Below are 12,511 nucleotides of genomic sequence, written 5' to 3'. Positions count from 1 at the left end.
ACTTGTCCGGCATGGTTGACGGATCGCGAGCACCGTGTCGGATACCGACAATCACAATTTCGGCGGCGGAAGGCTCATAGTAGATCAGGTAGGGTAAGGCCGCACGACAATCCGGCGCATCGGCCTTTCGTTTGTAGCAACGCCGGCCAAAGGATGTTCAAGCAATAGATTGATGACTGCGTGGAGTCTGGCTTGGATCCGCTTCGCCCCTTTGGGTGACTGCAACGCGATATTGCCGAGAACCTCGTCTAACTCGGCTAACGCCGCCGGCGTGTAACGAAGCTTCACAGGCCGTGCTTCGCCCAAACAGCGCGGACTTCCTCGTCGGTTGCAAATTCACCACGCGCAGCCTGCGCTCGGGACATTGCGAGCGAGGCTTTTTCCTCTCGGCTCAGTTGGTGAATAGGTTCATCCCCCACTTCACCCGCGAGGCGCAAGAGGACACGTGCGTACTCGTCCTGCAATTCAGGAGGCAAGGTGCGAACACGTTGGACTGCATGCTCGAAAAGCTTGGTCATGCCCTTATTATGCACTTCATTTCCGCATAAAAAAAGGCGTTCGCCACAATCCCGCAGGATAGTTGAAGGCCTCCTAAAACCGCTCAAGCGTCCTGCGGACTTTGACCAGAAACCCCGCCCTGCTCTTCGGTGTCGAGGCATCCATCAAGTAGTGCGCCAGGAAAAACGTCTTGCAGCGCGTGGCGCATAGCGCCCGCATGCCGCGTAAAATCGTCTTGCGTCCCGGCTGGCCGACGACCACGCTCCACCAGGTCGGCGCGCCGCAGGTGGTGATGACGCCGACCTTGGTGACGTGCCGCATCAGCGACGTGATCCGCCCCTTGCCGGCTGGTAGCTTGAAGGCGATGTCGGTCGCCCACACGCGGTCGAACCAGCCCTTCAGCATCGCCGGCAACCCGTACCACCAGGTCGGATAGATGAAGAGGATCGCCTGCGCCCATTGCAGATGTTCGAAATGCGGCGTCAGCGCAGGATCTTCCGGCGCGCGATCATTGTAGAAGCGCCGCTCCTCGCAACTCATCACAGGGTCGAAATTCTCGGCGTAGAGGTCGAGCAGCCGCACGTCCCAGCCCCGTCCTTTCAGCACCTCCACCGCCATGTCGCGGATAGCCGCGCAATAGCTTTCCGGCACCGGATGGCAATAGACCACAAGCACGCGCATCAGAAGGCGTCCATCGTCGCCGCGACCTTCGCCATGAAGACTTTGCGCGTTTCGTCGGTGGATAGGTTCATCGAATAATGCGCGAGATAGGAGACGGGAGCGCCTGGCTTGATGGTCGCCCGCAGCATGCGCTTGACGACCTTGCGCGGCGGGTCGCCCATCAGCATGGCGCGAAAGCGGCTGCCGCCATAGGTGGTGATGGCTGCGAGCTTGCGGATGTTGTGCAGCGTCGGCCGCACCTTGCCGTCGACCAGCTTGAACGACACGCCGGGCAGAAAGACGCGGTCGAAGAAACCTTTCAGGATTGCCGGATAGCCATAGTTCCAGACCGGAAACGACAGCACCAGCGCTTCGGCATTCTTCAGCCTTTCGACATAGCCGGCGACCGCGTCGTCCGGCCCGCGCGGCTCGTGGTAGCCGAGCCGCTCGGCGCGTGTCAGCCTTGGATCGAAATCCTCGGCATAGAGGTCGCAGTCGTCGACCGCATGCCCCGACGCGGCGAGCCGCTCGACGATCGTCTCGTGCAGGCCGGCGTTGAAGCTGGTCTCCACCGGATGAGCGTAAAGCACGAGGATTTTCATCACCCCGCCTTCTGCAATCCCTTGAACAGGAACGTGCGGCCGGAGCGATAATCATAGTCCGGGTTTTCCCAGGCGATCATCTTGCCGGGATTGAGCAGCCCTTGCGGATCGGTCTGGCGCTTGAAGGCAAGCTGGATCTCGTCGGTCTGCTTCATGCCGCCTTCTTCCAGCGTGTAGCGGTGCGGGTTGAAGATCGGGCAGCCATTCTCCTCATGCAGGCGGATGATTTCGTTGAGCCGCGCCTCGGTGGTGAACTTGACCAGCGGCAGGCCGAAGCAGGTGATGTTGCCGTCGAGCCGCACGAATTCCAGATGCGAGAACACCTCGCCCGTGAACATCGCGTCCATCGTCTCGACCAGCGCCAGCTGGTTGGGGAACGGATAGAGCGACTGCAGATAGGTGATCGACGGGTCGACGCGCAGTGCGCGCAGGGTCGTGTGGTTCCAGGCAAGCTCATAGGCCGGCGGCAGGCCCTTCTTGTCCTCGTCCGTCGCGGTCGCCGCATTGAAGATGACCTCGCCGCCGGCGCGCCGGGTGAAGGCCAGGAAGGCGTCGAGCCCATGCTTCGCGACCATGACGACGCAAATGCTTTGCCCCTCGCGCAGGAATTTCTGGTGCCGCTTGAAATAGAGCTGCGGCACGGGTGCGGCGATCGGCGTGATCAGCTTGGTCAGGATGCCGTCCTGGCAGGCAAGCGCGTTGCCGTAGCGGGCTGCACCCATGAATTTGTCGAAGCCGACGATAACGTCGATCCAATCATAGGCGGCGGTCAGCGGCATCTCGACCTCGGTGATAATGCCGTTGGTGCCATAGGCATGCGTCACCTTGTGCAGGTCCTCGCCGGTGAGCTCGAGCGCCTTGGGCTCGGCCTCCATGGTGACGACGCGCAGCCGCAGCACATTGCCGAAATCGCGCAAGCCGCCGAAATTGATCGAGCCGACGCCACCCGAACCGCCAGCGATGAAGCCGCCGATCGAGGCGGTGTTGTAGGTCGAGGGCGAGAGCCTCAGCTCCTGTCCGGAATGCGCCCGCGTCGCCTTGTCGATGTCGGCCAGCACCGCGCCCGGCCCGGTCACCACCCGCCCCGGCGCGATCGTCTTGATCTCGTTCATCTCGGCGAGGTTAAGCACCACGCCGCCCGACAGCGGCATCGCCTGCCCATAATTGCCGGTGCCGCTGCCGCGCGGCGTCACCGGAACGCCGTGCCTGTGGCATGCGGCAAGCGCGCGGATGACTTCATCTTCGTTCTTCGGCGTGACGATCAGGTCGCCTTTGATGTGATCGAGTTGCGCCTTCAGCACCGGGCTGTACCAGTAGAAGTCGCGGCTCTTCTGCTGGACGATGGCCGGATGGTCGTCGAGCTTGATCCCTTCGAGATCGCGCTTCAGCGCTGCGATATCCATCATCACACCATCAGTTCGTCGAGTTCGGCATAGTCGGGCAGTTGGCGTTCGATCGCCCTGCCGTCGCGCACCACGATGCGATCCGATTCGGGCCGCGACAGCAATTCGGTCCAGCTCCGCCCCTTGAAGACAACGAAGTCGGCGCTGCCGTCGGCGGCCAGCGTGCCGGCGCCGTCGAGCCGCATCACTTCGGCCGGCGTCGCCGCTACAGCCTTCGGCCAGTCGCCGACCGGGTGATCGAAATGCAGGATGCGCGTCGCCATGCGGTAGACCTCCAGCATATCGAGATCGCCATAGGCGTAGAAGGGATCGCGCGTGTTGTCGGAAGCAACCGCCACCTTGATGCCGCGCGCCTTCATCTCGTGCAGCAGCGTCACGCCGCGCCAGCGCGGGGTGGTGTGATCGCTGCGGCGGTCCTGCAGATAGAGATTGCACATCGGCAGCGACACCACGGCAAGCCGCGCCTTCGCCACCTTGTCCAGCGTGTCGAGCACCTCGAGGTCCGGCTGGCGCGCCAACGAGCAGCAATGGCCGACCAGGATATTGCCCTCGAAACCGTTCCACAGCGACGCCTCGGCGATCTTCTTCAGCGAGATGGCCGCGGCATCGTCGGTCTCGTCGGCATGGAAATCGAGATCGAGCCCATGCTCGATCGCCTGGGCGAACACCTTGTCGAGCAGTTCCTCGAGATCGGGTACCATATAGGTGACGACGCCGAGCACGCCCTTGGCCGCGGCGACGCGCTTCGCCAACCGTTCGAACCAGGCCTTGTCGCGCACGCCTTCGATGCCGAGCAGGCAGGCCGCCTGCAGCTCGATGCGCCCGCGCCATTTTTCCCGCATCGTTTCGAACACCGGCCAGGAGATCTCCTCCTGCGGCGGCACGCTGTCGAGATGCGTGCGCATAGCCTTGGTGCCGTGCGCGTAGGCCGAGCGCAGCGAGAAGTCCATGCGGCGCGCGACATCCTCGGCGCTCCAGCGCGTGGTGCGGTCGGCGCCGGTGGCATTGAGCGCGCCCATGAAAGTGCCGTCCGGATTGGGCTTTCGCGGCCAGATATGGCCCTTGTCGATATGGGTATGGCAGTCGACGAAGCACGGCATCACAATGCGGCCGGCAAGGTCGATCGCGCCGGGGTGCGCCTCTGCCCGGTCGTGCGCGGCAAGATCGGCGATCTTGCCGTTGGTGATGATAATGTTGGCAAGCGCAAACCCATCCGGATCGAAGGCGGCGGCAAGATCCGGCGTGAGCGATCGATGAAGCCGAACGTTAACCAGGCGATAAGAACCAGAGGTTGGTATCAAGGTCTGGCCCCCGCTGTCTTATGCAGAACTGGTGCCCAAATGGGCGCCTCACTATTCTCAATTGCATCGCGCACCTTACCGCTCCTGTTTCAGCGCGCTCTCGTGCCAGCGGCGCAGGATGAGATGCGACACCAGCGACAGCACCAGGAAGATAAGGATGCCGGTGAGCGAGATCAGGATCAGCGCCGCGAACAGGCGCGGCGCGTTGAGCCGGTAGCCGGCCTCGATGATGCGGGACGCGAGCCCCGATGACTGCCCCTGCGCGCCGGCGACGAATTCCGCCACCACCGCGCCGATCAGCGACAGGCCGCCGGCGATCTTCAGCCCGCCGAGGAAATAGGGCATCGCCGCCGGCAGCCGCAGATAGCGCAATTGCTGCCAGCGCGTCGCGCCGTTGAGCTTGAACAGGTCCCGCAGGTTCCGATCGACCGAGTTCAGGCCGAGCGTGGTGTTGGAGAGGATCGGAAAGAAGGCGACGATCCAGGCGCAGAGCAGCAGTTTGACGGTCTGGTTGTCCACATAGATGTTGATCAAAGGGAAGATGGCGACGATTGGCGTCACCTGCAGCACGATGGCGAAGGGGAAGAACGACATCTCCACCCATTTCGATTGCGCGAACAGCACCGCCAGTCCGACGCCACCGATCACGGCGAGAGCCAAGCTGAAAAAGGTGATCCTGAGCGTCACCAGCAGTGAGGAGAACAACAGCCCCGCATCGTTGTGCAGCGTCTGCAGCACCACGGCCGGCCGCGGCAGGATATATTGCGGGATCTCGTTCCAGACGCAGATGCGGTCCCACAGCACGATCGCCAGCACCATGATCGCCAGCGGCAGCACCCATTTGCCGATGCGCTCCAGCCGCTCCTGGCGGGCGCGGCGCGCCTCTTCCGGATCGAGCGTCAGGACATTGTCTTCAATGGCCGTCATTTTGCGATCCGGCGGTTGAGTTGATTGCGTCGACCAGCACGCCCGAGGCCTGCCGGCAAAGCGCAGCATAGCCCGGCGAGGTGCGGAACGCCTCGTCGCGCGGATAGGGCGCGTTGATGGGGAGTTCGCCATGGACGCGGCCCGGCCGCGCGGCCATGACGACGACGCGGCTGGATAGGAACACGCTCTCGAAGACGCTGTGGGTGACGAAGACGACGGTGAAGCGCTCGTCCTGCCACAGCTCCAAAAGATCGTTGTTGAGCTTGAAGCGGGTGATCTCGTCGAGCGCGGCGAAAGGCTCGTCCATCAGAAGGATGCGCGGCTTCGTCACCATGGCCCGCGCGATCGAGACGCGCATCTTCATGCCGCCGGAAAGCTCGCGCGGCACGGCGTTCTCGAAGCCGGTGAGGTGGACGCGCGACAGCATCTCCATCACGGCCGGCTCCGCCTTGGCGCGTGACACGCCCTTCAGCCTCAGCGGCAGCCAGACATTGTCGAAGACGCTGGCCCAGGGCAGCAGCGTCGGCTCCTGGAAGACGAAGCCGATGTTCGAGCGGTCGATCGAGCCGCGCCAGTCGAGCTGGCCGGAGGTCGGCGTCGAGAGACCCGCGATCAACCTGAGCGCCGTCGACTTACCGCAACCGGAGGGGCCGAGCAGGCTCAGGAAATCGCCTTCACGGATCGCCAGGTCGACCTTGCTCAGCGCCGTCACGCCGTTGGAAAAAACCTTGCCGACATTGCGTAATGCCAGCAGCATCGGAGCCTCGCCCGATGCCGCCGGCGTCTCAGCCACTTTCTCCTGGATCATCTCAGGCCGGCCGCCTTACTTCTTCAGCTCCAGCCCGACACCTTTGTTGATGAAGGCCAGCGTATAGGCCTTCTTGATGTCGAGACCCGGCTGCGCGACCTTGGCCTTGACCATCTTGTCGTAGAAACTCTGGATGCGGGCTTCGTTCATCGTGCCGATGCCGAGCTTTTCCGAATCGCCCGAATCGACAATGCCGAACTTCTTCAACTGCTCGATCGAGAAGGCGATCTGCTCGTCCGTCATGTCGGGATTGTCCTTCTTGATCATGTCGTTGGCGGCCTTGTTGTCGCCATAGAGGTACTTGTACCAGCCCTTGGCCGAGCCATCGACGAAGCACTGGACCACCTCCGGCCGCTTGTCGATCGTATCCTGCATCACCTCGATGGTCGTCGCATAGGTGTCCCAGCCATTGTCGGCAAGCAGGAACTGGTTCGGCGTGAAGCCTCCCTGCTTCTGCACCGCGAACGGCTCGGAGGTCACATAGCCTTGCTGAATCGACTTCTTGTTGGCGATGAAGGGCGCCGGATTGAACGTGTAGGGCACGCGCTTGGCGGCGTCGAAGCCTAGATCGGTGACCATCCACTGGAAGAAGGTCTGCGCGCCTTCGTCACCCATGATGTACTGGTCGGCGTTCTTCAGGTCTTCCCACTTGTCCAGCCCCTCTCCCGGATGGGACATGATGACTTGCGGATCCTTCTGGAAATCGGCGGCAACGACGCGCATCGGAATACCCTGCTGCACGGCATCGAAGGCCGACAGCAGGTTGCCGCCCATGTAGAAATCGATCTTGCCGGCAAGCAGCATCGGCCGGCCGCTGACCTGCGGGCCGCCCTGCATGATGGTGACATCAAGGCCGCAGGCGGCATAGGTGCCGTCGGCGATCGCCTGGTAGTAGCCGCCATGCTCCGGCTCGGCCAGCCAGTTGGTGCCGAACGTCACCTTTTCGTTTGCGGCCGCACCCAGCGTGCCCGCCGCCAGCAGGGCGACGGCGCCCGCCAGGATCTTTCCTTGTCCGATCATAAACTCACCCTCTCTTGGCTCCGGCGCGCAACGCGCTGGCTCGACACCATTGATTCAAGAAGCAAGACACATGCCACCGCCAGGGCCGCCTGCTCGTGCGGCAGTCGTTGCCGAGACCGGACGGGTCATGCCGTACGCGAGGCATCGTGCCTATTTTTTGGACGCCTGTCCATAATCGCTCCTGGCGGCGTCCACGGCATCTTGAATGTTTCATGAATCCGCCACTAGGCTGTCGGCCGACAGGAGAATGCCATGCTCAAATACCTCGCCCCCAAGTCGATCAAGCCGCCTTTCGCCCGCTACAGCCACGGCGTCGAAATACCGGCCGGAAAGCGCCTGGTGCTCTGCTCGGGTCAATCGGGAATCGGCCCCGACGATGCCGTGCCGGAGGACGCCGGCGCGCAGGCCGAGCTCTGCTTCAAGAACATCGCCGCGATTCTGAGCGAGGCCGGGCTGACCTTGAACGACATCGTGCGCATCAACGCCTTCGTCATGGGCCGCGAGCACCTGCAGGCCTATATGGATGTCCGCAACCGGCTCTTTTCCGATCCGGCGCCGGCCTCCACGCTGATGATCGTCTCCGGCTTCGCCCGCCCGGAATTCAAGGTCGAGGTCGAAGTTCTGGCAGCGGGCTAGCTGTTTCAGGGGATAGGCTCTAGACCTTCAGGCCGGACGGCAGACCAATCGGGAGACGAAACGTGACGACAAGACGCGTGTGGTGGGGCGATTACCGGACGACCGAATACGCCTCGATCGACGCCGAAGCGACCATCGCCGTGCTGCCGGTGGCGGCGATCGAGCAGCACGGCCCGCACCTTCCGGTCTCGACCGACACCTCAATCATGGCGGGCATGCTGGAGACGGTGATCGCGCGCCTGCCCGACGATCTCGACATCCGCATCCTGCCGGTGCAGGCGGTCGGCAAGTCGAACGAGCACCTGCATGCGCCGGGAACGCTCACCTTGCCCGCCACCACCTTAGTCGACGCCTGGACCGAACTCGGCCTGTCGGTCGCCCGCGCCGGAGTAAGAAAGCTGATCGTCGTTAACTCGCATGGCGGTAATGAAGAGATCATGGGCATCATTTCGCGCGAATTGCGCGTGCGCGCCAAAATGCTGTCGGTGAAGACGAGCTGGCAGCGCTTCGGCCGCCCGGCCGGCATGTACACCGAGCTCGAGGACCGTCACGGCATCCATGGCGGCGATGTCGAGACCTCGCTGATGCTGCACTTCCGGCCTGACCTCGTCGACATGAGCAAGGCGGAGAATTTCGTCTCCAATGTCGGCCGCGCCGAAAAGGAATTCGCCCTGCTGCGCCACACCGGCACGCATGCCTTCGCCTGGATCGCCAGCGACCTCAATCCGAACGGCGTGGTCGGCGACGCCTCCATCGCCACGGCCGAGAAGGGCCGGCTGACGGCGGAAATGCAGGCCGACGGTTTTATCAACCTGGTCAGGGATGTGCGCAAAGCGAAGCTTGCCGAGTGGCTGTCGTAGTGGCTGGTCCGCTTTGACTTAGGCGTCGATCCCCAGTTCGAAGGGTATCCCTTCGAACGCGTCGGCGCCGCGCCCGATGGCCTCGATCGCCGCGATCATGCGGCCGTCGCGCTCAAGCAGCGTGTCGGCGACGGCGATCAGCCGTGGATTGGGCGTAGCCGTCGGCGAGAGAAAGCGCAGCGTTCGGGCGAGCTCCATCTCGTCACGCTTGGGCGCCAGCGCCGCGGCGATGATGTAGGCCGACGCCGTCGAGCGGCTGACGCCGGCATAGCAATGCACCACCAGCGGCTTTACCCGGTCCCAGCGATAGGCGAAATCGAGCAAGGCCCGCACATGCTCCTCGCCGGGCATCGTCATGCCTTCCTGCGCGACAGCGATGTCGTGCATGACCAGATGCAGGTGGTTTTCCGACAGGATCGAGGCCGGGCGGACCACTTCGGTGCCTGCGGCGAGCAGCGACAACAACCGCTGCGCACCGGTCCTTGCCACGGCCTCGTCGACCTTCGACAGCGAACAGACGTGGATCATTGCCCGAACTCCTTTGGCGCATCCTTGCGCCGCGCGGCCCACGTGGCAAGGGCGCCTTCGAGGCGTTGCCATTCCGCTTCATTGCCCGGCAAACCGACACGCAGCACTTGAGGCCGCTCGGCAAAATGGCGGACCAGCACGCCGCTCGAGCCAAGTGCCGAAAAAAGGCCTGCGGCCTCGGGAAACGACAGATAGCGGAACAGGCTGGTGCCGCCGGCGACCGGAACATCGAATCGGCCAAGCAGCGCGTCGAGCCGCCCGGCATCCTGCGCCAGGCGTTGCCGCACATCCGCCTGCCACGCCGCATCCGACAAGGCGCGGATGCCATATTCGAGCGCCGGGCCGGCGACCGCCCAGGGCCCGAGCTGCACATCCAGCCGCTCGGCCGTCAGCGGATCCGCCAGCGCGAAGCCGAGCCGAACACCGGCGAGGCCGAAGAATTTGCCGAAGGAGCGCAGCACGACGATGCCCCCCTCCCCGACATCGCCGGCCAAGCTTTGCTCGATCGGGCCGACATCCATGAAAGCTTCGTCGACGACCAGCAGCCCGCCCTTGGCGCGAAGTCGCGCCGCAAGGTCGAGCAGACGGGCCTTTTCGATCACCCGCCCGTCCGGATTGTTGGGATTGACCAGCACCGCAAGGTCCGCCTCGGCCAGCGCGTCGAAATCGCTGACCTCCGCGACCGCATGGCCGGCGATAGCCGCGGCCCGGGCATGTTCGGCATAGGTTGGGCCGAGCACCAGCGCCTTGCCTGGCCGCAGCAGCGAAGCGACGCGCGGCAGGAGAATCTGCGTGCCGGGCGCCGCCGCCACATGCGCCGCCGACGGCGCGCCATAGGCCCTGGCCGCAATTTCGGCCAATTCGCGCAGTTGTCCTGCCTCCGGCAATCGGGACAGCGCTGTGGCGGGCAGGTCGAAAAGCGGATAGGAGTGCGGATTGATACCTGTCGAGAGGTCCACGAAAGGTTTTGGCGCATGAGGAAAAAGCGCGTTTGCCCGGCCAAGGCTGCCGCCATGATCAACCGCTGCAATCGCTCCGCTTAGAAGTTTCATGTCCGTCCTGATCGCTTTCCTATCACTCGCCATCGAACGCGCCCTCGGCTACCCGGACTGGCTGTTCGGCGCCATCGGCCATCCGGTCACCTGGATCGGCAGGCTGATATCCTTTCTCGATCGCCGGCTCAACCACGCTACGGATTCCGACGAATTGCGTCGCCGCCGCGGCGTCCAGGCCTTGCTCGTCATTCTGCTGGTGCCCGGCCTGATCGGCCTGGCGCTGCATGTCCTGCTCTGGATGATGTTCCCCACGGGCCTCGTCATCGCCGCCATCCTCGGTTCCTCGCTGCTGTCGCAGAAGAGCCTCGCGGAGCATGTCGAGGACGTCGCCGATGCGTTGGAGACCGGCGGCCTGACCCTCGGCCGCATCGCCGTATCGCGCATTGTCGGCCGCGATCCGGAAAAGCTCGACAAGGGCGGTGTCGCGCGTGCCGCGATCGAAAGCCTGGCCGAGAATTTTTCGGACGGCATTGTTGCGCCCGCCTTCTGGACCGGCATCGGCGGACTGGGCGGAGGTGCTGCCTACAAGGCCGCCAACACCGCCGATTCGATGATCGGCCACCGCACGCCGAAATACGAAGCCTTCGGCCGTGCGGCCGCCCGCTTCGACGATCTCATCAACCTGCCCGCATCGCGGCTCACCGGCCTGCTGATCGTGCTGGCGGCATTTCTCGTTCCGGGCGCCGATCCGCATGGCGCCTGGCAGGTGATGCGGCGCGACGCCAGGAAGCATCGTTCGCCCAATGCCGGCTGGCCGGAAGCTGCGATGGCCGGCGCGCTGGGCCTGTCTCTCGCCGGACCGCGCAGCTATGGCGGCGAAGTCGTCGAGGACGCCTTCATGGGCGAAGGCGGCCGCCGCGAGGCCGAAAGCACCGACATCCGCCAGGCGCTCAAGCTCTATCGCGTAGCCGACTGGCTGCTGCTCGGCCTATTCGCGGTCGTCTCGGCGATCGTGATCTACCTGACCATCTTGATCGGCGGCTAAAACTCAATTCCCTGCTGCGCCTTCACGCCGGCGGCGAAATGGTGCTTGGTCAGCCCCATCTCGGTGACGAGATCGGCCGCCTCGACGAGGAGCGGCTTGGCGTTGCGGCCGGTGACGATCACATGCAGGTCGCCCCGGCGCGCCTTCAGCGCTGCGGCCACCTTTTCCAGGTCGAGATAGTCGTAGCGCAGCGCGATGTTGAGCTCGTCGAGCACAACGAGGCTCATCGAGGGATCGGCCATCAGCTCCAATGCCTTGGCCCAGGCGGCTTCGGCGGCGGCGATGTCGCGCTTCAGGTCCTGCGTCTCCCAGGTAAAACCCTCGCCCATCGCATGCCACACGACTCGGTCGCCGAAGGCCGCGAAAGCATCCTTCTCGCCGGTATGCCATTTGCCTTTGATGAACTGCACGACGCCGACGCGCTTGCCATAGCCCAGCATTCTCAGCGCCAGGCCGAAGGCGGCCGTGGTCTTGCCCTTGCCCGGCCCGGTGTTGACGATCAGCAGCCCCTTTTCAACCGTCTTGCCGGCCACTTCGGCATCCTGCACCGCCTTGCGCTTGGCCATCTTGGCGCGGTGGCGCTCGGCGTCCTTGTCATCAATGGTCTTGTCTTCGATTTCGGCCATGTCACTTCACCTTGAGTGGCAATCCCGCCACCATCATGAGAACGCTGTCGGCAGCGGCCGCCACCTGCTGATTGAGCCGGCCCGCGGCGTCGCGGAACCGGCGCGCCAGCGCGTTGTCGGGCACGATGCCCAATCCGACTTCATTGGATACCACGAACCATGGACCGCGCGGCCGCGACAGCGCATCCTTGAGCCGCCGGCATTCTGCCTCGACATCATGTTCGGCCAGCATGTGGTTGGTGAGCCACAATGTCAGGCAATCGATCAGCACAGGTTGGTGGGTCGGCAAAGCCTCGATTGTGCCCGCCAGATCGAGCGGCGCATCGACGGTGACCCAGCCTTCGCCGCGCCGCGACCGATGCAGCGCGATGCGCTCGCGCATCTCGTCGTCATAAGCCTGCGCCGTGGCAATGTAGGTCCAGGGCGATGGATGGGCGGTTGTCAGCGCCTCGGCATGCGTGCTCTTGCCCGAACGGGCACCGCCCAGGATGAAGGTCAGCTTCCCATCAGAAGCTCTATTGCCGCTCGCGGCTGTCGCGCCGGTCATTCTTGCCTTCCAGGTTGGAATCGTGTCGCGGCCCAGAGGCCGACGGTGCGCGAAC

At 64.0% G+C, this 12,511-nt stretch carries 16 protein-coding genes; 3 read left to right on the top strand and 13 right to left on the bottom strand.

Annotated elements, in window-relative coordinates:
• Positions 1 to 84: 84 nt before the first annotated feature.
• The 9 genes from LB523_RS03440 to LB523_RS03400 all read right to left on the bottom strand — a co-directional run bounded on the left by LB523_RS03440 (position 85) and on the right by LB523_RS03400 (position 7,219).
• On the bottom strand, positions 85 to 288 hold the full coding sequence (locus LB523_RS03440) for a type II toxin-antitoxin system RelE/ParE family toxin (protein ID WP_224600932.1): 204 nt from the start codon (positions 286 to 288) through the stop codon (positions 85 to 87).
• Entirely contained in the window at positions 285 to 518 is a 234-nt protein-coding gene (locus LB523_RS03435) for a hypothetical protein (protein WP_095764901.1), read from the bottom strand. Before LB523_RS03435 ends, LB523_RS03440 begins: the two co-directional genes overlap by 4 nt.
• Before the next feature lie 73 nt (positions 519 to 591).
• A complete protein-coding gene (locus tag LB523_RS03430) occupies positions 592 to 1,179 on the bottom strand; it encodes an NAD(P)H-dependent oxidoreductase (RefSeq protein ID WP_224600931.1) in 588 nt (195 codons plus the stop codon).
• Complete coding sequence (locus LB523_RS03425; RefSeq protein WP_224600930.1) at positions 1,179 to 1,760, bottom strand: NAD(P)H-dependent oxidoreductase; 582 nt, start codon at positions 1,758 to 1,760, stop codon at positions 1,179 to 1,181. The genes LB523_RS03430 and LB523_RS03425 overlap by 1 nt, the downstream gene beginning before the upstream one ends.
• Positions 1,760 to 3,163, bottom strand: coding sequence for an FAD-binding oxidoreductase (locus LB523_RS03420; protein ID WP_224600996.1), 1,404 nt, complete (start codon positions 3,161 to 3,163; stop codon positions 1,760 to 1,762). Before LB523_RS03420 ends, LB523_RS03425 begins: the two co-directional genes overlap by 1 nt.
• A 2-nt stretch (positions 3,164 to 3,165) precedes the next feature.
• The gene (locus LB523_RS03415; protein WP_224600929.1) at positions 3,166 to 4,464 is read right to left on the bottom strand and encodes a cytosine deaminase; all 1,299 of its coding nucleotides are present in this window, start codon (positions 4,462 to 4,464) and stop codon (positions 3,166 to 3,168) included.
• 75 nt (positions 4,465 to 4,539) lie between these two features.
• Positions 4,540 to 5,391, bottom strand: coding sequence for an ABC transporter permease (locus tag LB523_RS03410; protein ID WP_224600928.1), 852 nt, complete (start codon positions 5,389 to 5,391; stop codon positions 4,540 to 4,542).
• The gene (locus LB523_RS03405) at positions 5,378 to 6,199 is read right to left on the bottom strand and encodes an ABC transporter ATP-binding protein (protein WP_224600927.1); all 822 of its coding nucleotides are present in this window, start codon (positions 6,197 to 6,199) and stop codon (positions 5,378 to 5,380) included. The genes LB523_RS03410 and LB523_RS03405 overlap by 14 nt, the downstream gene beginning before the upstream one ends.
• A 15-nt stretch (positions 6,200 to 6,214) precedes the next feature.
• Positions 6,215 to 7,219 carry an ABC transporter substrate-binding protein gene (locus LB523_RS03400; protein ID WP_224600926.1) on the bottom strand — a complete coding sequence of 335 codons (1,005 nt, stop codon included), beginning with the start codon at positions 7,217 to 7,219 and terminating at the stop codon, positions 6,215 to 6,217.
• 252 nt (positions 7,220 to 7,471) lie between these two features.
• On the opposite strand from LB523_RS03400, the gene LB523_RS03395 reads away from it, so the two are divergent.
• Positions 7,472 to 7,855: a RidA family protein gene (locus LB523_RS03395; RefSeq protein WP_224600925.1), complete on the top strand. Its 384-nt coding sequence runs from the start codon at positions 7,472 to 7,474 to the stop codon at positions 7,853 to 7,855.
• A gap of 62 nt (positions 7,856 to 7,917) precedes the next feature.
• A complete protein-coding gene (locus tag LB523_RS03390) occupies positions 7,918 to 8,715 on the top strand; it encodes a creatininase family protein (RefSeq protein WP_224600924.1) in 798 nt (265 codons plus the stop codon).
• Between the two features lie 18 nt (positions 8,716 to 8,733).
• On the opposite strand, the gene LB523_RS03385 is transcribed toward LB523_RS03390, so the two are convergent.
• The gene (locus LB523_RS03385; protein WP_224600923.1) at positions 8,734 to 9,243 is read right to left on the bottom strand and encodes a tyrosine phosphatase family protein; all 510 of its coding nucleotides are present in this window, start codon (positions 9,241 to 9,243) and stop codon (positions 8,734 to 8,736) included.
• Positions 9,240 to 10,295: a threonine-phosphate decarboxylase CobD gene (gene cobD, locus LB523_RS03380; protein ID WP_224600922.1), complete on the bottom strand. Its 1,056-nt coding sequence runs from the start codon at positions 10,293 to 10,295 to the stop codon at positions 9,240 to 9,242. The genes LB523_RS03385 and cobD overlap by 4 nt, the downstream gene beginning before the upstream one ends.
• Between cobD and cbiB the strand changes: the two genes are divergently transcribed.
• Positions 10,294 to 11,283, top strand: a complete 990-nt coding sequence (cbiB, locus tag LB523_RS03375; protein WP_224600921.1) for an adenosylcobinamide-phosphate synthase CbiB — start codon at positions 10,294 to 10,296, stop codon at positions 11,281 to 11,283. The two genes, cobD and cbiB, sit on opposite strands and share 2 nt — an antisense overlap.
• On the opposite strand, the gene cobO is transcribed toward cbiB, so the two are convergent.
• Entirely contained in the window at positions 11,280 to 11,909 is a 630-nt protein-coding gene (gene cobO / locus LB523_RS03370) for a cob(I)yrinic acid a,c-diamide adenosyltransferase (RefSeq protein WP_224600920.1), read from the bottom strand. The genes cbiB and cobO overlap by 4 nt on opposite strands.
• Before the next feature lies 1 nt (position 11,910).
• Complete coding sequence (gene cobU, locus LB523_RS03365) at positions 11,911 to 12,456, bottom strand: bifunctional adenosylcobinamide kinase/adenosylcobinamide-phosphate guanylyltransferase (RefSeq protein ID WP_224545475.1); 546 nt, start codon at positions 12,454 to 12,456, stop codon at positions 11,911 to 11,913.
• Positions 12,457 to 12,511 lie beyond the last annotated feature (55 nt).

The sequence above is a fragment of the Mesorhizobium sp. ESP-6-4 genome, from assembly GCF_020164735.1.
Taxonomy (GTDB): domain Bacteria; phylum Pseudomonadota; class Alphaproteobacteria; order Rhizobiales; family Rhizobiaceae; genus Mesorhizobium.
The sequence above is the reverse complement of the archived record's forward strand: the minus strand, read 5'-3'. Positions and strand labels throughout refer to the sequence as shown.